Annotated in this window: 18 protein-coding genes; 5 read left to right on the top strand and 13 right to left on the bottom strand. The window is 65.8% G+C overall.

Annotated elements, in window-relative coordinates; translation table 11 throughout:
• The first annotated feature begins 66 nt into the window (after positions 1-66).
• The 3 genes from QX124_RS13685 to QX124_RS13675 are packed head-to-tail and all read left to right on the top strand — an operon-like array spanning position 67 to position 4,680.
• Complete coding sequence (locus QX124_RS13685; protein WP_315737989.1) at positions 67-1,086, top strand: TRAP transporter substrate-binding protein; 1,020 nt, start codon at positions 67-69, stop codon at positions 1,084-1,086.
• Between the two features lie 35 nt (positions 1,087-1,121).
• Positions 1,122-3,008 carry a TRAP transporter large permease subunit gene (locus QX124_RS13680; RefSeq protein WP_315797427.1) on the top strand — a complete coding sequence of 629 codons (1,887 nt, stop codon included), beginning with the start codon at positions 1,122-1,124 and terminating at the stop codon, positions 3,006-3,008.
• A 28-nt stretch (positions 3,009-3,036) separates the two neighbouring features.
• Complete coding sequence (locus QX124_RS13675; RefSeq protein WP_315797426.1) at positions 3,037-4,680, top strand: acyl-CoA synthetase; 1,644 nt, start codon at positions 3,037-3,039, stop codon at positions 4,678-4,680.
• Positions 4,681-4,723: 43 nt separating this feature from the next.
• On the opposite strand, the gene QX124_RS13670 is transcribed toward QX124_RS13675, so the two are convergent.
• Together QX124_RS13670 and QX124_RS13665 are read right to left on the bottom strand one after the other, a co-directional pair.
• Entirely contained in the window at positions 4,724-4,960 is a 237-nt protein-coding gene (locus QX124_RS13670; RefSeq protein WP_315757488.1) for a helix-turn-helix transcriptional regulator, read from the bottom strand.
• Between the two features lie 6 nt (positions 4,961-4,966).
• Positions 4,967-5,515: a DUF2975 domain-containing protein gene (locus QX124_RS13665; RefSeq protein ID WP_315797425.1), complete on the bottom strand. Its 549-nt coding sequence runs from the start codon at positions 5,513-5,515 to the stop codon at positions 4,967-4,969.
• A gap of 76 nt (positions 5,516-5,591) precedes the next feature.
• Between QX124_RS13665 and QX124_RS13660 the strand changes: the two genes are divergently transcribed.
• Positions 5,592-6,176 (top strand): hypothetical protein, encoded by a 585-nt coding sequence (locus tag QX124_RS13660; RefSeq protein WP_315797424.1) that lies wholly within the window; start codon positions 5,592-5,594, stop codon positions 6,174-6,176.
• Between the two features lie 5 nt (positions 6,177-6,181).
• On the opposite strand, the gene QX124_RS13655 is transcribed toward QX124_RS13660, so the two are convergent.
• From QX124_RS13655 to QX124_RS13625, 7 genes are all read right to left on the bottom strand, one after another.
• Positions 6,182-6,811, bottom strand: a complete 630-nt coding sequence (locus tag QX124_RS13655) for an antibiotic biosynthesis monooxygenase family protein (protein ID WP_315779928.1) — start codon at positions 6,809-6,811, stop codon at positions 6,182-6,184.
• A 177-nt stretch (positions 6,812-6,988) separates the two neighbouring features.
• Complete coding sequence (locus QX124_RS13650; protein ID WP_315797423.1) at positions 6,989-7,789, bottom strand: MBL fold metallo-hydrolase; 801 nt, start codon at positions 7,787-7,789, stop codon at positions 6,989-6,991.
• On the bottom strand, positions 7,786-8,577 hold the full coding sequence (locus QX124_RS13645; RefSeq protein ID WP_315779924.1) for a TatD family hydrolase: 792 nt from the start codon (positions 8,575-8,577) through the stop codon (positions 7,786-7,788). The genes QX124_RS13650 and QX124_RS13645 overlap by 4 nt, the downstream gene beginning before the upstream one ends.
• Positions 8,577-10,655, bottom strand: coding sequence for a methionine--tRNA ligase (gene metG / locus QX124_RS13640; RefSeq protein ID WP_315797422.1), 2,079 nt, complete (start codon positions 10,653-10,655; stop codon positions 8,577-8,579). The genes QX124_RS13645 and metG overlap by 1 nt, the downstream gene beginning before the upstream one ends.
• A gap of 70 nt (positions 10,656-10,725) precedes the next feature.
• Positions 10,726-11,766, bottom strand: coding sequence for a DNA polymerase III subunit delta' (locus QX124_RS13635; protein ID WP_315774775.1), 1,041 nt, complete (start codon positions 11,764-11,766; stop codon positions 10,726-10,728).
• The gene (tmk, locus tag QX124_RS13630; RefSeq protein ID WP_315711943.1) at positions 11,763-12,443 is read right to left on the bottom strand and encodes a dTMP kinase; all 681 of its coding nucleotides are present in this window, start codon (positions 12,441-12,443) and stop codon (positions 11,763-11,765) included. The genes QX124_RS13635 and tmk overlap by 4 nt, the downstream gene beginning before the upstream one ends.
• Before the next feature lie 4 nt (positions 12,444-12,447).
• Positions 12,448-13,707, bottom strand: a complete 1,260-nt coding sequence (locus QX124_RS13625) for a D-alanyl-D-alanine carboxypeptidase family protein (protein WP_315774773.1) — start codon at positions 13,705-13,707, stop codon at positions 12,448-12,450.
• 164 nt (positions 13,708-13,871) lie between these two features.
• On the opposite strand from QX124_RS13625, the gene QX124_RS13620 reads away from it, so the two are divergent.
• Complete coding sequence (locus tag QX124_RS13620; protein WP_315797421.1) at positions 13,872-14,819, top strand: alpha/beta hydrolase; 948 nt, start codon at positions 13,872-13,874, stop codon at positions 14,817-14,819.
• Here the strand turns inward: QX124_RS13620 and QX124_RS13615 are convergent.
• The 4 genes from QX124_RS13615 to QX124_RS13600 form a co-directional block, all read right to left on the bottom strand.
• Positions 14,816-15,334 (bottom strand): GNAT family N-acetyltransferase, encoded by a 519-nt coding sequence (locus QX124_RS13615; RefSeq protein WP_315797420.1) that lies wholly within the window; start codon positions 15,332-15,334, stop codon positions 14,816-14,818. The genes QX124_RS13620 and QX124_RS13615 overlap by 4 nt on opposite strands.
• A gap of 18 nt (positions 15,335-15,352) precedes the next feature.
• On the bottom strand, positions 15,353-15,901 hold the full coding sequence (locus QX124_RS13610) for a phage tail protein (protein WP_315779909.1): 549 nt from the start codon (positions 15,899-15,901) through the stop codon (positions 15,353-15,355).
• Positions 15,902-15,963: 62 nt separating this feature from the next.
• Positions 15,964-16,491, bottom strand: coding sequence for a phage tail protein (locus QX124_RS13605; RefSeq protein WP_315711949.1), 528 nt, complete (start codon positions 16,489-16,491; stop codon positions 15,964-15,966).
• 129 nt (positions 16,492-16,620) lie between these two features.
• A complete protein-coding gene (locus QX124_RS13600) occupies positions 16,621-17,163 on the bottom strand; it encodes a phage tail protein (protein WP_315797419.1) in 543 nt (180 codons plus the stop codon).
• Positions 17,164-17,548: the final 385 nt, after the last annotated feature.

The raw sequence follows: 17,548 nt of genomic DNA, 5'->3' as shown, positions 1-17,548 counted from the left end.
ATTCGGACCGCGCCATCATGCGGCGACTGGATGCAACAAGAAGAAGCTTCTCAGGGAGAAACGAGCATGAGCCTGTCACGACGCGCGCTGCTGAAGGCCTCCGCAGCGTCAGCCGTACTGGGTGGGATCGCGGCGCCGCATGTGGCGCGCGCCCAGAGCGCCGAATTCACCTACAAGTACGCCAACAACCTGCCCGACACCCATCCGCTCAACGTTCGTGCCAAGGAGATGGCGGCGGCGATCAAGGCCGAGACCAACGGCAAGTTCGACTTGCAGATCTTCCCGAACAACCAGCTCGGATCCGACACGGACATGCTGAGCCAGATCCGCTCCGGCGGCGTCGAGTTCTTCACGCTGTCCGGGCTGATCCTGGCGACCCTGGTGCCGGCGGCCTCGATCAACGGCATCGGCTTCGCGTTCCCAGACTACGACACGGTCTGGAAGGCCATGGACGGCGATCTCGGCGCTTACGTGCGCGGCCAGATCAACAAGGCCGGCCTGGTGGTCATGGACAAGATCTGGGACAACGGCTTCCGCCAGACGACGTCGTCGACCAAGCCGATCAATGGGCCCGACGACCTCAAGGGCTTCAAGATCCGCGTGCCGGTGTCGCCGCTGTGGACCTCGATGTTCAAGGCATTCGAGGCGGCGCCCGCCTCGATCAATTTCAGCGAGGTCTATTCGGCGCTGCAGACCAAGGTCGTCGAGGGCCAGGAAAACCCGCTGGCGATCATCTCGACCGCCAAGCTCTACGAGGTGCAGAAATACTGCTCGCTGACCAACCACATGTGGGACGGCTTCTGGTTCCTGGCGAACCGCCGCGCCTGGGAGGCCGTGCCGGCCGACATGCGAGCCATCGTTGCCAAGCACATCAATGCGGCCGCCGTGAAGGAGCGTGAGGACGTCGCCAAGCTCAATGCCGGCCTGCAGCAGGAGCTCGCGTCGAAAGGCTTGACGTTCAATCAGCCCAACGTCGCGCCGTTCCGCGACAAGCTGCGCTCCGCCGGCTTCTATGCCGAGTGGAAGGGCAAATACGGCGATGAAGCCTGGGCGCTCTTGGAAAAGGCCGTCGGCAAGCTGTCCTGACGGGTTGATGGCTGAAGGCGCGTTCGGGTGACGTCATGGCGCATGCCGAGTTCACGGAAATCGCGATCAGCGAGGTGGTCATCGAGACCCCTCGCCGCCGGTCCTGGCTCGATGGCTTGGATGCCTTGCTGGGTCTCCTGGTCGAGATCCCAACCGCGCTGCTGGTCGTGGCCGAGATCGTCATCCTGTTCGCGGGCGTCGTGGCGCGCTACGGCCTGCACCGGCCGCTGATCTGGTCGGACGAGCTGGCTTCGATCCTGTTCCTGTGGCTCGCGATGCTCGGCGCCGCGGTGGCGTTCCGCCGCGGCGAGCACATGCGGATGACGGCAATGGTGGCGCGCGCCAGCCCCGGCTTGCGCGCCTATCTCGATCTGGTCGCCACTGCCGCGGCGCTAGCGTTCCTTGTCATGATCGCCTGGCCGTCCTGGGAGTACGCCTACGAGGAAAGCTTCATCACGACGCCGGCGCTGCAGATCGAAAACATCTGGCGCGCCGCCGCGCTGCCGGTCGGCATCGGACTGATGGCGCTGTTCGCCCTCATCCGTCTCGCCCGCGCGGCCAGCCTCAAGATGATGCTGCTGGCTGTCGTCTCTATCGCAGCCATCATCGCGCTGTTCTGGGTGGCGCAGCCGCTGCTGAAGCCGCTCGGCAACATCAACCTCGTGATCTTCTTCGTCGGCGTGGTCGGCTTGTGCGTCTTCGCCGGCGTGCCGATCGCGTTCGCCTTCGGGCTCGCGATCTTCGGCTATCTGGCGCTGACGACGCGCACGCCGCTGATGGTGCTGGTCGGGCGCATGGACGAGGGCATGAGCCATCTCATCCTGCTGTCGGTGCCGCTGTTCGTCTTTCTCGGATTGCTGATCGAGATGACCGGCATGGCCCGCGCCATGGTCGCGTTCCTGGCGAGCCTCTTGGGTCACGTCCGCGGCGGGCTGCATTACGTGCTGGTCGGCGCGATGTATCTCGTCTCGGGCATTTCCGGCGCCAAGGCGGCCGACATGGCCGCGGTCGCGCCCGTGCTGTTTCCGGAGATGAAGGCGCGCGGCGCCCGTCCCGGCGATCTCGTCGCCCTGCTCGCCGCCACCGGCGCGCAGACCGAGACCATTCCGCCGAGCCTGGTTCTGATCACGATCGGCTCCGTCACCGGCGTGTCGATCGCGGCGCTGTTCACCGGCGGCCTGCTGCCGGGCGTCGTGCTCGCAATCACGCTGTGCGCGCTGGTGTGGTGGCGCTACCGCAACGAGGACATGAGCGGCGTCCGCCGCGCGACGGGAGCCGAGATCAGCAAGGCCTTCATCGTCTCGCTCCCTGCCCTGGCCCTGCCCTTCGTGATCCGCGCTGCCGTCGTCGAGGGCGTCGCGACGGCGACGGAGGTCTCTACCATCGGCATCGTCTATGGCGTGCTGGCGGGCCTGCTGGTCTATCGCCGCTTCGACTGGCGCCGCCTGATGCCGATGCTGATTGAGACGGCCGCTCTCTCCGGCGCCATCCTGCTGATCATCGGGACTGCGACCGGCATGGCCTGGGGCCTGACGCAGTCCGGCTTCTCGCGCGCGCTGGCGGCGGCCATGACCGGGCTGCCGGGCGGCCCGGCGACGTTCATCGCGGTCTCGATCGTCGCCTTCACGATCCTGGGCAGCGTGCTCGAGGGCATTCCGGCGATCGTGCTGTTCGGCCCGCTGCTGTTTCCGATCGCGCGTGCCGTCGGCGTGCACGAGGTGCATTATGCCATGGTGATCATCCTGGCGATGGGAATTGGCCTGTTCGCACCGCCGTTCGGAGTCGGATATTACGCCGCCTGCGCGATCGGCCGGGTCGATCCCGCCGAGGGCATCCGTCCGATCTGGGGCTACCTGCTGGCGCTTCTCATCGGCCTCATCATCGTTGCGATTTTTCCGTGGATTTCGATCGGGTTCCTGTAAACTCTTCAGATGACGAGGGAGGGTGGTGATGAGCACGAACCAGTATCAGCTCGGTCTGGACAAGACGCCGGCCAACTACGTGCCGCTGACCCCGCTCAGCTTCCTGGCCCGCAGCGCGGCCGTCTATCCCGACCACGTCAGCACGGTCTATGAAGGCCGCAGCTTCACCTGGCGCCAGACCTATGACCGCTGCCGGCGCTTCGCGTCGTACCTCGAGGGCCGCGGCATCGGCGTTGGCGACACGGTGGCGGCGATGCTGCCGAACATCCCGGCGATGAACGAGGTCCATTTCGCCGTGCCGATGGCCGGCGCCGTGCTCAACACGCTCAACATCCGCCTCGATGCGGCGGCGATCGCGTTCCAGCTCGATCACGGGCAGGCGAAGATCATCCTGGTCGATCCGGAATTCTCAGGTGTGATCAGCGAAGCGCTGAAGCTGATGAGCGGCGCAAAGCCGTTCGTGATCGACGTCGACGACGCCTCCTATGCCGGCGGCAGCCGCATCGGCGAGATCGAGTACGAAGCCGCCGTCGCCTCGGGCGATCCGCTGTTCGAGCCGCGCCGTCCGGCGGACGAATGGGACGCGATCGCGATGAGCTACACCTCGGGCACCACAGGCAATCCCAAGGGCGTCGTCACCCATCACCGCGGTGCCTATCTGAACGCCGTCAGCAACATTCTCGCCGGCGGGCTCGGCCAGCATCCGGTCTATCTGTGGACGCTGCCGATGTTCCACTGCAACGGCTGGTGCTTCCCCTGGACCATGGCGGCGGCGGCCGGCGTCAATGTCTGCCTGCGCAAGGTGGAGCCGACGAAGATATTCGAGCTGATCAAGACCCACGGCGTCACCCACATGTGCGGCGCGCCGATCGTCTACAACGTGCTGATCAATGCGCCCGACGCGCCCAAGGGCAAGCGCGACAAGCCGGTGGTGGGGCTGATCGCGGGCGCCGCGCCGCCGGTCGCGGTGCTCGAAGGTGCCGAGAGCATCGGCATCAAGCTGACGCATGTCTACGGCCTGACCGAGGTCTACGGCCCCGCCTCGGTCTGCGCCGAGCAGCCCGGCTGGGACGACCTGCCCGCGCCCGAGCGCGCGCGGCTGAAGCGGCGCCAGGGCGTGCCCTATCCGTTGCAGGAAGCCGTCACCGTGCTCAATCCGGAGACGATGCAGGAGGTGCCGCGCGATGGCGAGACCATCGGCGAGGTCATGTTCCGCGGCAACATCGTCATGAAGGGCTATCTCAAGAACGAGAAGGCGACGCAGGAAGCTTTCGCCGGCGGCTGGTTTCACACCGGCGATCTCGGCGTGCTCGACGAGCACGGCTACGTCATCATCAAGGACCGCTCCAAGGACATCATCATCTCCGGCGGCGAGAACATCTCCTCCGTCGAGGTCGAGGACATCCTCTACAAGCACCCCGCCGTGCTGTTCGCCGCCGTCGTCGCCAAGCCCGATCCGAAATGGGGCGAAGTGCCCTGCGCCTTCGTCGAGCTGAAGGTTGGCGCCGAGGCGACCGAAGCCGAGATCATCGCCTATTGCCGCAGCCACATGTCCGGCTTCAAGACGCCCAAGGTCGTGGTGTTCGGCCCGATCCCGAAGACGTCGACGGGCAAGATCCAGAAATTCCTGCTGCGCAATCAGATCGACTCGGCCAAGGCGATCTCGGCGTAAGCCAAGGACATGCGCATGATCGAGGCGCGCGCGTGCGCCTCGCTCATGCGGTCTCCGGCATGGTGGTGTCTTCGTTGCCTCTGCGATACTCGAGAATGTCACCGGGCTGGCAGCGCAGCACCTCACAGATCCGCGCAAGGGTGTCGAAACGCACGCCCTTCACCCGGCCCGATTTCAAGAGCGAGACGTTCTGCTCGGTGATACCGATGCGTTCGGCGAGCTCCTTGGATCGCATCTTGCGGCGCGCCAGCATGACGTCGAGATTGACGATGATCGGCATCACGTCTCACACGATGCTGGCGTTCTCTTCGGCGATCCGGGTCGCCTCAGCCATGACCCAGGCGACGGCGAGCAGCACGCTGCCAACGATCAGCGCGATGTAGTCGTTGACCGAGAGCGCGATACCGAGTTGCCGGCTGCCAGGCGGATTGCTGATGGTGAAGGCGATCAGCAGGGCCGTCGACGACAGCGGACCAAGCAAGGCCTGCGCCAGGATTGTGACGGCGAAATCGCGCAAGCGGCGCGCTGTCGCCAGCGTGAAAACCATCCCTTCCGCAAAATCCAGGAACAGGGCTCTCACCCGCCACAACCCGTACAGCATCACGCCGACCGGGATCGCAGTCACCGCCGCGCCCAAAAGCACGCGATCCGGCGTGGTTTGCAGCTCCGCGCCAGCCGTGCCGAGGCGCGCCAGGAGCAGACCTCTCGTCCACTCCGGAATCAAAAAGACGAGACACGTCGCGGCGGCGATCAAGACGATGCCGAGCCCCGTGATCCAGGCCATTACCCGGGAGAAGTGGCGCAGGCGACGGGATTGATCCGCACGGTCCACCATGACGAGCCTCCTATTGACCAGTGAATAATTTATCGTATTACGATAATTTATGACTGTCAAACGAAGGCTCCTCCTCATGCCCATGCATCCCTTCCAGCGGCTCGTTCTGGCCATCGGACTAACGTTGAGCGCTGTTGGTTGTGGCCATATGCCGGTGACCTCAATGGTCAAGCTGGCCCGGGTCGATTTCCAGACCAGCGACCCCGCACAGCTGCGCGCGGCCGTGAGACTGCCCACGAGTCTGCGGCCGCTGCCAGGTGGCGTGGTGCTGAGGATTGCCGTGAAACGCGGGCGCGGCGCGGAACAGCAGCGGGACTTCGTGCTGCGGGAAATTCCGGATCCCCCGGCTCTGGCGCAGGAGGCCGGAGCCGGCACGCGCATCTACGCCTACCGCCTCGAGGAGGCCGACACGGCGCGTCTACAGTCTTTTCGCGCCGAGCTGATGGCGGAAAAGAACTCTGCCGGTGGCGGATCGATCACGATCTCGGTCGCGCCGAAGGCCTGCACCACCGTAGCGCTGCCGGCTGGCCCCATCAACTTCACGACCTATCTGAGGACATCGGAGACCATCGACTATGTTACGCTGGCACGTGACGTCGATCTGCGCTCGATTGCTCCTGATCAGGCCGTGGTCGATGGCATTCCGCGCTGCCCCACCTGAGCTCGCTACGCGTCTCGTGTCTTCTCCGCGTAATATTGCGGCGCCTCGCGGCGGTCGTACATGCCGTAGTCGCGGGTGACCTCGACGATACGGATGTTGTCGGCACCCGGCTCGGTGAGTAATTGTTTGCTCAGCGCAAGGCCGGTGGCCTCGTCCGGCAGCTCGACGAGATGCGCGAAGCGGCCCTCGCGATAGACGCTCGAGAAGCTCGCGACCGGCAGGTCGGTCACGCTGCCCAACTGCGGCCTCGCCGTCTCGACGGCCAGCACATACGTCGGCGCACGCCGCTTCGGATCATTGTAGGTGCCTCGCCGCTCCGGCTGCCAGGCCGCCTGCCCTGGCTTCACCTCGTGGACCAACTCGGCGATACGCAGGCGATAGTCCGAGAACACCTTGTCGCGGCCGAGGGTCTGGATGTCGTGATGATGGGCGTGGACGCGCCAGGCGGTCATGGCGCCCTCGTCCTGCCAGATCTGATAGGAGAGGATAAGATTGTCACGCGACAGGCTCCTGAAGCGGTCAAGGAACAGGCAGCCGCCGAGCGCATCGAGCTCGGGCCGCAGCGCCGCGGCGAGTTGCAGATATTGGTCGAGCCGACCTGGCTTGACCTCGACCTCGAAGAACAGCGACAGCATGGCAAGGCTGCTCCTTGTTAGTTCGCGAACATGATAGTCGCTGCGTAGGGTGGGCAAAGCGGCGCCGTTAGGCGCCGCGTGCCCACCGTCGGGCGGCGGACTCAAGAAGCAAGATGGTGGGCACGGCGCCATCGCAATCCCGCATGGGGAGAGAGCGCGGCCGCGCCTTTGCCCACCCTACGAATCCAGCTCCAGTCGCATGCCGTCATACGCCGGTACCACGCCATCGGGTAGGCTCTGGCGCAGCACCTCGTAGTCGAGATCGGCGGTCATGTTGGTGATGACGGCGCGCTTCGGCTTGAAGCGCTCGATCCAGGCCAGAGCGTCGTTGACCGAGAAATGGCTCGGATGCGAGGCAGGGCGCAGGCCGTCGACGATCCAGAGGTCGAGATCCTCCAGCGCGGCCCAGCTCTCCTCGGGGATGTCGTTGAGGTCCGGCGTGTAGGCGGCATCGCCGATGCGATAGCCGAGCGCGGGGATGTTGCCGTGCTGGACCAGGAACGCCGTCAGCTTCAGCTCGCCGCCCTTGCCTTCCACCGCCTGGGTCTCGCCCGCCTCGATCGCGTGCTGGGTCAGGATCGGCGGATAGTCGCTTCCCGGTGGCGAGATGAAGCAATAGGAGAACCGGTGCATGATGTCCTTGGCGGTCGACTGGTTCAGGTAGACCGGAATCCGCCGCCGCTGATGCATCACCACCGAACGCAGATCGTCGATGCCATGAGTCTGGTCGGCATGCTCGTGCGTGAGAAACACCGCGTCGATGTGATCGACTTGCGTATCGATCAACTGCTCGCGCAGATCCGGCGAGGTGTCGATGACCACGCGCGTCACGCCATGCGCTCCGCGGCGCTCAGCCAGAAGGGAGCAGCGCCTGCGGCGGTTCTTCGGGTTGTTGGGATCGCAGGCGCCCCACCCCAGCGCCGGGCGCGGCACGCCGGCCGAGGAGCCGCAGCCGAGAATGGTGAGCGTCAGCGTCATGCAGCCTCCTTTGGCCGCGGCACCTTCGAGAACAGCTTGAAGAAGGTCTCGGTGGTCTGGCGCGAGAACTCCTCGAGCGAGACGCCGCGCGCTTCTGCCAGCACCTTCGCGGTCTCGACGACGTAGGCGGGCTCGTTGCGCTTGCCGCGAAACTTGCCGGGCGCCAGATACGGCGCGTCGGTCTCGACCATGATGCGGTCGGCGGGCACCTCGGCGGCGAGCGCGCGCAATGCCTCGGACTTCTTGAACGTCACGATGCCCGTGAACGAGATGTGCAGTCCGAGATCGATCGCCTTCATCGCCAGCTCACGCCCGCCGGTGTAGCAATGCAGCACGGCCTTGAAAGGTCCGCGCGCCATTTCCTCGTCGAGGATGCGGCCGCACTGCTCGTCGGCCTCCCGGGTGTGGATCACCAGCGGCAGGCCGGTGGCGCGCGCCGCCGCGATGTGCGCGCGAAAACCGCGCTCCTGGGCGTCCTTAGAGCCGTGGTCGTAGAAATTGTCGAGTCCGGCCTCGCCGAGCGCGACCACCTTGGGATGGCGCGTCAGCGCGATCAGCTCCTCGGCCGGAATGCCGTCCTCCTCGTCCGCGTTGTGCGGATGGGTGCCAACCGAGCAGAAGACGTTGTCGAACCGCTCGGCGATGGCGAGCAGCTCAGGAAGCCGCCGCACCCGCGTCGAGATCGTCACCATGCGGCCAACGCCGGCGGCGGCGGCACGCGTGACGATGCCATCCAGATCCTCGGCGAAATCCGGAAAGTCCAGATGGCAATGGCTGTCGACCAGCATCACGCGGCCGTCGGCTCGATGTAGCGCGGGAACACCGCCTGGGGCGCCGGCAGCTGCGTGCCGGCCGCAATCCTGACCTCGCCGCCGAGCTGCGCGAAATTCCGTTCGTCCTCGGGGATGCCGAGGCTGTCGAGCAGCTTTGCCGAAGCTGCCGGCATGACCGGCTGGGTCAGGATCGCGACCTGACGGATCACCTCGGCGGTGACATAGAGCACCGTGTGCTGGCGCGGCGGATCGGTCTTCGCCAGTGCCCAGGGCGCCTCACCCGCGAAATAGCGGTTGGCCTCGGCCACGACCGACCAGACCGCATTGAGCCATTGGTGGATCTGCTGCGTCGCCATGGCTTTCCGTGCGGCGCCGATCATCGCGTCGGCCTCCGCCAGGATCGCCTTGTCGTTGGCCGAGAACTCGCCGGGCTCCGGCAGCTGGCCTCCGAGCTGCTTTGCGATCATCGACAGCGAGCGCTGCGCGAGGTTGCCGAGGTCGTTGGCGAGATCGGCGTTGATGCGCGCGACGATCGCCTCGTGATTGTAGTTGCCGTCCTGGCCGAACGGCACCTCGCGCAGGAAGAAGTAGCGGAGCTGGTCGACGCCATACTGGTCGGCGAGGTTGAACGGGTCGACGACGTTGCCGACCGATTTCGACATCTTCTCGCCCCTGTTGAACAGGAAGCCGTGCGCATAGACCCGCTTCGGCACCGGCACGCCGGCCGACATCAGGAACGCCGGCCAGTACACCGCATGGAAGCGGATGATGTCCTTGCCGATGACGTGCACGTCGGCCGGCCAGTATTTCCAGTTCGCATCGCTCTCGTCGGGAAAGCCGACGCCGGTGATGTAGTTGGTCAGCGCGTCGACCCACACATACATCACGTGCTCGTCGTCATGCGGCACCCGGACGCCCCAATCGAACGTCGTGCGCGAGATCGACAGGTCCTTCAGCCCGCCCTTGACGAAGCTGATGATCTCGTTGCGCCGCGCGTCCGGCCCGATGAAATCGGGCTGGCTGTCATACAGCGCCAGCAGCTTCCCCTGATAGGCCGACAGGCGGAAGAAATAGCTCTTCTCCTCGACCCATTCGACCGGCGTGCCCTGCGGTCCGCGGCGGACGTTGTCCTCGCCGACGACGGTCTCATCCTCGGCGTAATAGGCCTCGTCGCGTACCGAGTACCAACCCGCATAGCTGTCGGCATAGATGTCGCCATTCTCGCGCATGCGGTTCCAGATCGCCTGGACGGAGCGATGATGCGCGGGCTCGGTGGTGCGGATGAAGCGGTCGAACGAGACGTTCAGCCGCTCGTCCATGTCGCGGAAGCGGCCGGCGTTGCGGGTCGCCAGCTCCGATGGCGTCAGCCCCTCGTTCTGCGCGGTCTGCACCATCTTCAGCCCGTGCTCGTCGGTGCCGGTCAGGAAGTACACGTCCTTGCCGTCGAGCCGCGCAAAGCGCGCGATGGCGTCGGTCGCGATCGCCTCATAGGCGTGGCCGATATGAGGGTTGCCGTTGGGATAGGCGATCGCTGTCGTGACGTAGAAGGTGTTCTTGTCGACGGGAGCTGCGGCGACCTGCGCTACGACCTCGTCGATCTCGACGACCACGACGGCATCGACCTTCGGCTTGCGCGGTGCCTTCGGCTTCGCGGCGCGTGGCGGCTTCGGCGCTTCAACGATGGCCGGCGCGGCCTTCCTCGGTGCGGTCGGCTGCTTCGGAGCGGCGGGCTGCTTCGCTGCCGATGGCTTGTTCGTTGCTGCCGCGGGCTTGGGCGCGGTCTTCTTGACCGGCGGTGTGGCAGGCTTTGCCGCGGCCTTCTTGGCTGGCGCCTTCACAGCTTTCTTGACAGCTTTCTTGGCGGCGCTCGTCGCGGCTTTCTTGGCCGCGCTCGCCGCCGGGGCTTTGCTCTTGGCTTTCGCGGGCGCCGTCTTGGATTTGGCGGTCTTTTTCTTGGCGCCCTTGTCCTTCGCTGCCTTCGCTTTGGACGCGCTGGTCTTGCCCTTCGCGGGCGCCTTGGCGGCAGCCTTCTTCGCGGCGCTCTTGCCCGCGGGCTTGCCCTTCTTCACGGTGGTCTTGTTGGCCTTCGCCACGGCAAATTCCTCTTTGACGACGTCGGTCGACGGATTGATCCTGATGATCCCGGGATGATGGTCGGCGCGGTTACCGCGTGGCTTCGGCGAGCATCCCGAACACCGAGAAAACCAGCGGTTTTCGCTCCAGATTATAGGATTCGGTGTCGCGCGCGGCGCGGACGATCTTTTCCCATACCTCCGCCAGCCGTGCAAGGCGCGGCAGTTCCGCGTTGGGATCTGCGGCGCGCAGCCGCTCCGCCACCCAGCGCTCGATGCTGTCGAGGAAGCTTGCCAGCGCGACGCGGTCGCTGGTGCCGAGCGCATCGCCCAGGGCATGCAGCTCGCCCGGGTCGATCCGGGGCAGGCTCGCGAGCAGCGCGGCGGTCCGGGTCTGCAGCTGCAGCCCGTCGCCGCCCAACAGCATCAGGGTCCGCGCGACGCTGCCCTCGGAAGCCCTGGCGGCCTCGCGCAGCGCCGGATCGGCTCCGTCCATTCCGGTGGCCTCGGCCGCGGCGCTGACGACGTCGTCGGTCGACAACGCCCGCAGCGCCAGCCGGCGGCAGCGCGATTTGATGGTGGCGAGCACCCGTGCCGGCGCGTGGCTGACCAGCAGGAACAGCGACTGCTGCGGCGGCTCCTCGAGGATCTTGAGGAGCGCGTTGGCCGCGTTGGGATTGAGTTCGTCGACGGTGTCGACGATGCACACCCGCCAGCCCTCGACCGCCGCCGTCGAGCCGAAGAACGAGATCGTCTCGCGGGTCTCGTCCACGGTGATGACGGTGCGCAGCACGCCCTTGTCGTTGGCCGAGCGCTCCAAGGTGAGCAGCCCGCCATGAGCCTCGGAGGCGATCAGGCGCGCGACGTGGTCCTCCGCATCGACGTACAACGAATCGGCAGCACGCACCTCGGCGGTGGTGGGATCGCGGTGGGCCAGCACGAAGCGCGCCATGCGGTAGGCCAAGGTGGCCTTGCCGATGCCTTGTGGGCCGCCGATCAGCCAGGCATGCGCCATCCGTCCGCTGCGGTAGGCGGAAAGCAGCGCCGCCTCGGCGTCGCGATGCCCGAACAAGGCGGTGGTTTCGCGTGGATGGCGGACCGCGATCTCCGGCTCGACCTTGCGTGCGCTCATGACGCCGCCGCCACTTCCGTGAACAGGCGCTCGCGCACGGCGTCCCAAACGAGCTGCGAGACGGTCTCCGCGCTCGCCGTCGCGTCGATCAGCACGCAGCGCCGGGGATCCTCGGCGGCGATCTTGTGAAAGGCCTCGCGCAGCCCCTTGTGGAACTTGATGTCTTCGCCTTCGAACCGGTCCGGGGTTCCGGCGCCGCGCCGCGCCCCGGCACGCTGCAGGCCGATCTCGACGGGAACATCGAGGATGAGGGTCAGATCCGGCTTGAGGTCGCCGATCGTCACCCGCTGCATCGCATTGAGCACGTCCGGCGCGACCTTGCCTTGGCTGCCCTGGTAGGCCCGGGTCGAATCGAAGAAGCGATCGCACAGCACCCAGCTGCCCTGGTTCAGGGCCGGCAGAATCACGTTGCGCACATGGTCGTCGCGCGCGGCCGCGAACAGCAGCGTCTCGGCCTCCGGGCCCAGCAGCCTGCCCATGCCCGACAGCACGAGGTGGCGCATGATCTCCGCGCCCGGTGAGCCCCCGGGCTCGCGGGTCAGGACCAGGCGCACACCCTCTTTCTGCAGATGGTCCGCCAGCATCTTGATCTGCGTCGATTTTCCGGCGCCCTCGCCGCCCTCGAAGGTGACGAATCGGCCGCGGCCAGGACCACGTTTCAAAGCTGCTTCCGCCATGTCTCTAGAGCTTCTCGGCCCCGGCGCGGAACATCCCGATCACGAGCTCGCTGACCCCATCGATCGCACGCCGCATCGTGGACCCCTTGCCCACCGCTTCCGCAGCATAGACAGGGGCCTCCATGGCGATATTGGGGCCGCGCCAAACCCTGACAACCCCGACCTTCTGCCGGGGCTCGACGGGAGCCCTGACCGGGCCACTGTAGACGATGCGGGCGATCAGCTTGTCGCCGCCGTTCTTCTGCACCATGACCTTGACCGGCACCGGGCTCGACAGCTTGACCGAGCGGCTCTCGCCGCCGAACACCTTGGCGTAGCCGATCGGCTGCTCCGCGGCGAACAGGGTGCGGGTCTCGAAATTGCGGAAGCCCCATTCCAGCATCTTCTTGGCCTCGGTGGCGCGGTCCTCGGAATCCTCCAGGCCATTGACGACCACGATCAGCCGCGTGCCGTTCTGCACGGCCGAGCCGACCATGCCGTAGCCGCCTTCCTTGGTGTAGCCGGTCTTGAGGCCGTCGGCGCCCTCCATCGCGTTCAGCAGCGGGTTGCGGTTCTGCTGCCGGATCTTGTTCCAGGTGAACTCCTTCTCGCCGAAGATCTTATAGAACTCCGGGAAATCCAGGATGATGTGCCGGGCGAGCATGGCAAGCTCACGAACCGTCATCTTGTTGCCGGGATCCGGCAGCCCGTTGGAATTGGCGAAGGTCGATTTGGTGAGGCCGAGCTCGCGCGCCCGCTTGGTCATGTAGTCGGCGGCGAAGATCTTCTCGTTGCCGGCCATGCCCTCGGCGAGCGCGATGCAGGCGTCGTTGCCGCTCTGGATGATGGCGCCGTGCAGGAGGTCGCTCACCGACACCTTGCTGTTGAGCGCGGCGAACATCGTCGAGGTGCCGGAGGGCGCTCCGCCCCGGCGCCAGGCATTCTCGCTGATGCGGTATTCGTCATTGAGCTTGATCGTGCCCTCCTTGACGGCGTTGAACACCACCTCGGCGGTCATCAGCTTCATCATGCTGGAGGGTGCGCGCAGCTCGTCCGCGTTCTTCTCGAACAGAACACTGCCGCTGTTGGCCTCGATCAGGATCGCGGTCGGCGCATCGCCGTCGAAGCCGCCATCCTCCTTGCGCGCGCCCTGGACGCTCTGGTTGGCAGCGAAAAGCGCACCGCTCCAGCCGACGGCAACCGCCACGGCCAAGGCGATGAGCGCACGCGTCGTCCGTCCGGACGTGAAACCGGCGCGACGCAGCGGTAAGGTCATGAAATCCATCGGCTAAGCTCTGGAGCGCACTGGGAATCTAGCAGCTGCGGGGGGCGCAAACAACTCGGCAATCCCGCGGATCAGACCGCTCTCCCGTGGATTTGCACGGCCTTTGGCGCGGTGCGATACGTCCTGGGCCGGCAATCAAAAGTCGGGCAATCAAGGGGGAAACGGTGTCATCGACGCGGATCATCAAGGCCAACGGAATCGAGCTGTTCGTGCGCGAACAGGGCGAAGGCCCGCTTGTCGTGCTGTGCCACGGCTGGCCCGAACTGTCATATTCGTGGCGGCACCAGATCCCTGCCCTTGCCGCTGCGGGCTATCGGGTCGTGGCGCCCGACATGCGCGGGTTCGGCCGCTCGCAGGCGCCTGACCACATCGGCGCCTACACCATCTTCGACACGGTCGGAGACGTGGTCGGACTGGTCGGGGCGCTCGGCGAGCGCCAGGCCGTCATCATCGGCCACGACTGGGGCGCGCCGGTCGCCTGGCATGCGGCGCTGTTCCGACCGGACCTGTTCAGGGCCGTTGCCGGACTGAGCGTGCCGCCGCCGTTCCGCGGCCGCAGCCGGCCGCTCGAGACGCTCCGCGCCGGCGGCATCGAGAATTTCTACTGGCAGTATTTTCAAACGCCCGGCGCGGCCGAGCTCGAGCGCGACGTGGCGCTGACGATGCGCACGATGCTGGCGCGCGGCTTCTCCGATCCGCAGTCGCTGTTCGTTGCACCGGACAAAGGCTTTCTCGGCGACGTGACGCCGGATCTCGCTCTGCCGGCGTGGCTGAGCGAGGCCGACCTCGCCGAGTTCGTCGCGGCCTATCGGTCCTCCGGCTTTCACGGCGGCCTGAACTGGTACCGCAACATCGATCGCAACTGGGAGCTCACCGCGCCGTGGCAGGACGCGCAGATCCGCCAGCCGGCGCTGTTCATCGCCGGCAGCGCGGACGCGGTCGTGACCGGGATCATCGGTGCGAAGCGCGTTCAGGAGATGGCGCGCGTGCTGCCGGATCTCCGGCGCAAGCTGATCATCGACGGCGCCGGCCACTGGATCCAGCAGGAATGCGCCGCCGAGGTGAATGCGGCGCTGATTGCGTTCCTGCGCGAGGTGGCTCCTGCTCGCTAGCACGCGAGCGACCGCTCCATCGTGCGATGCGACGCCGTCGCCTCGTCCGCGACGTCGCGGAAGCCAAGCCGGACGTAGAACCTTATCGCGTCCTCATTCGTCGTCGCGACCGCGAGCGAGAGCACCTCGGCGCCCTGTTCCCGTGCCGCCGTGGCGACCGCCTGCATGATCTCGCGTCCGACACCCGCGTTGCGCGCGCCCGGCAGCAGCGCGAGATCGACCACGTGCCATCTCTGCGCCGCGCGGTCGAGCAGCAGCCGCCCGACCGGCGCGCCGTCACGGAGGATAATCAGCGATTGCGCCGCAGGACACTGCGCCGCATGGCCCTCGACCTGTGCGCGAAATTGCTGCGCCAGCACGAGGTCGAGCATCGCAGGCGGCAAGCCGGCTGCGGCAAGTTGCGCGCCTTTCACGGATTTGAACAGATTGTGCAGGAACGGCTCGTCGGCGGCCTCGGCAAGCCGCAGCCGCAATCGGGCGTCGCGTGAGACTATCTCGGATTCGATCGTCGTCACGCCGACCGAGCTCACCGGTCAGGAGTTGTTGAACGACGGGTAGATGCCGGCATAGGCGATGCACCAGATCAGCGCCTGGGTCGGCTGCGTGTTGTCATGTGGAATGCCCTGCCCGGTCAACGTCATGGCGTTCGGTGCGAGCGTGGTGGTGCTCGGCAGCGGCACGAAACCATTGAAGATGGGATCGACGGCGGCCATGGTCCCGGCCGTTCCCGGACCAGGCGCCGCATTTGCGGCCGTCTTGCTCCCCAACTGCAGACCGTGGGTGTGCGCCGCCATCTCACTGGTGATCAGGCCGACCGTGCTGCTCCCGATCGATTCGCCGATCACGCGTGGCTGAAGGCCCGGACCGTCGCCTTGACTGTTGGTGATGCAGCCGCTGAGGTTGGGCAGTTGAAAATTGCTGGTCCCATTGCCGCCGAAGGCGGTGCCGATCAACGCGAACAGTGGCGTGAATCGCTGGATCGGCACCAACTGGCCGAAGCATGGCAGCCAAGCCTGGTTGAAGCCCTGAGCAGCAAAGGTAAACGGGAAGGCCTGGATTTCGCCGATATACGGGTCCGACACGTGGTCTCTCCTCAAATCCAGTGAAGCGTGAAATCTGCCGACGCGCGTAGGACGAGGCGCGATCAGCCCGATGACGGAAAGATGCCGGCGAAGCAGATGCAGTAGTTGCCCACGACCGTCGGCATGATGTTGTTGTGCGGCAAACTGTTGCCTGCAAGCGCGACGCCAGCCGCCATCGTCTCATACGGCGCGGCGTCTGCTGCCGGCGCGTACAGATTTCCCGCTGACGCCGTCGCCAGGTGAACGGTCGCACCCGGCGTCTGCGTTTCCGCCGTGACGGTCGACGACATCAGCGCGTGGCTATGCGCGGGCATCTCGTTCTCGATCAGGACGTGTCCGTCCTCTCCGGCGATCTCGCCGAGCACATAGAGCGGCAGAGCCGGTCCCTGCCCCTGGCCAATCGGCACCCGGCCGCGCAGATCGGGCGCATTGAAGGTCTGCACGCCATCGCCGCCATAGGTGGTGCCGATGATGGCATAGAGCGTATCGTATTGTGCGATCGCCAGGCTTTGTCCATTGCAGGCCAGCCAGCCATCCGGCACCCGTGGAAACCCGAACAGCCGGATTTCGCCGATAAAGGGGTCTGACATCGCCGAAGTCCCTTTCAAGTATCGACTGCAAATCAATGTCGGGAACGTGTCGCCTCTCACGAAGCGCAGTTCGGGAAAGCTCAATCATGGAAGCGGTTTGCTGGAGCTGAACGCTTCGCGGTCGAAGTCTCAGTCGCGAGACGGAAAGACGCCGTTGAGCGCAATCATGTAGTTGATGACCAGGTACGGCTGCATGTTGTTATGAGCTTGATTGCCGCCTTCGTTGAGGACATTCGTGCCCGGCGCCAGCGGCACCTCGCCGCTGCCTGCGGTCACGAAAATAGACTTTGGGCCGGCTGGCGGAATGGTGTTGGTGCCGAACAGATTGTTGGTCGCCGAAGCGCCTCGTCCGGCTCCCTGCGCTGTCGATGCCAAAACGATGTGGTTATGGCTTGGAAGCTGCTGTGCGTTCAGGGTCACCGAAACCGTGCCGCTGGTCATGCCGGCAGGAAAGGTGCCGCTGCCGCCGGTGGATCCGAGAATCGCACGGCCGCGCAAGTCGGGCAGCGCGAACGTCCTGACGCCGTCACCACCGTAGTAGGTCCCGAGCAATGAAAACAGCGCCTGATTGGTCGGGATTGCCAGGAGCGCGCCGTTGCACAGCGCCCACCCTCTCGGCACCGTCGTGCCGGCAAAGGGCATGATCTGACCCAGGATGGGCTGTAACGGCATGCTCCCCCCTCTTCCATCAGGCGATGGATCGCCTTGTCATTGAAGCGCGGAATATCGACGCGCGATGGGTCAAAAACGCAGTGCGCCACGACGCATATGCTCGCAAAGATTGTTAGTGGGCGGAACCGGCACAGTCAAGCCCGCACGCGCAGTCATCACGAGCAACAACTTCTGGCGGTGTCGCTCGCGCAGCGAGCGCCGCTCAGTCGGCTGCCACGCAACCGGCGCTGCTGCGGGAGGGCGCGGCGGGCCCAGGCGGTTCCACCACACACTGCCCTGTTGCCGAGCCGCAACTGACGGTCGAAAAGTGCTCGCGATGGCTGGGTTTTGCCGGGAACAATCGTCTGCCTGCTTGCTCGCCGCGCACCGTCACGGCCTAATGCAC

Source organism: Bradyrhizobium sp. SZCCHNRI3043 (genome assembly GCF_032377735.1).
Classification (GTDB): Bacteria; Pseudomonadota; Alphaproteobacteria; order Rhizobiales; family Xanthobacteraceae; genus Bradyrhizobium.
The sequence above is the reverse complement of the archived record's forward strand: the minus strand, read 5'-3'. Positions and strand labels throughout refer to the sequence as shown.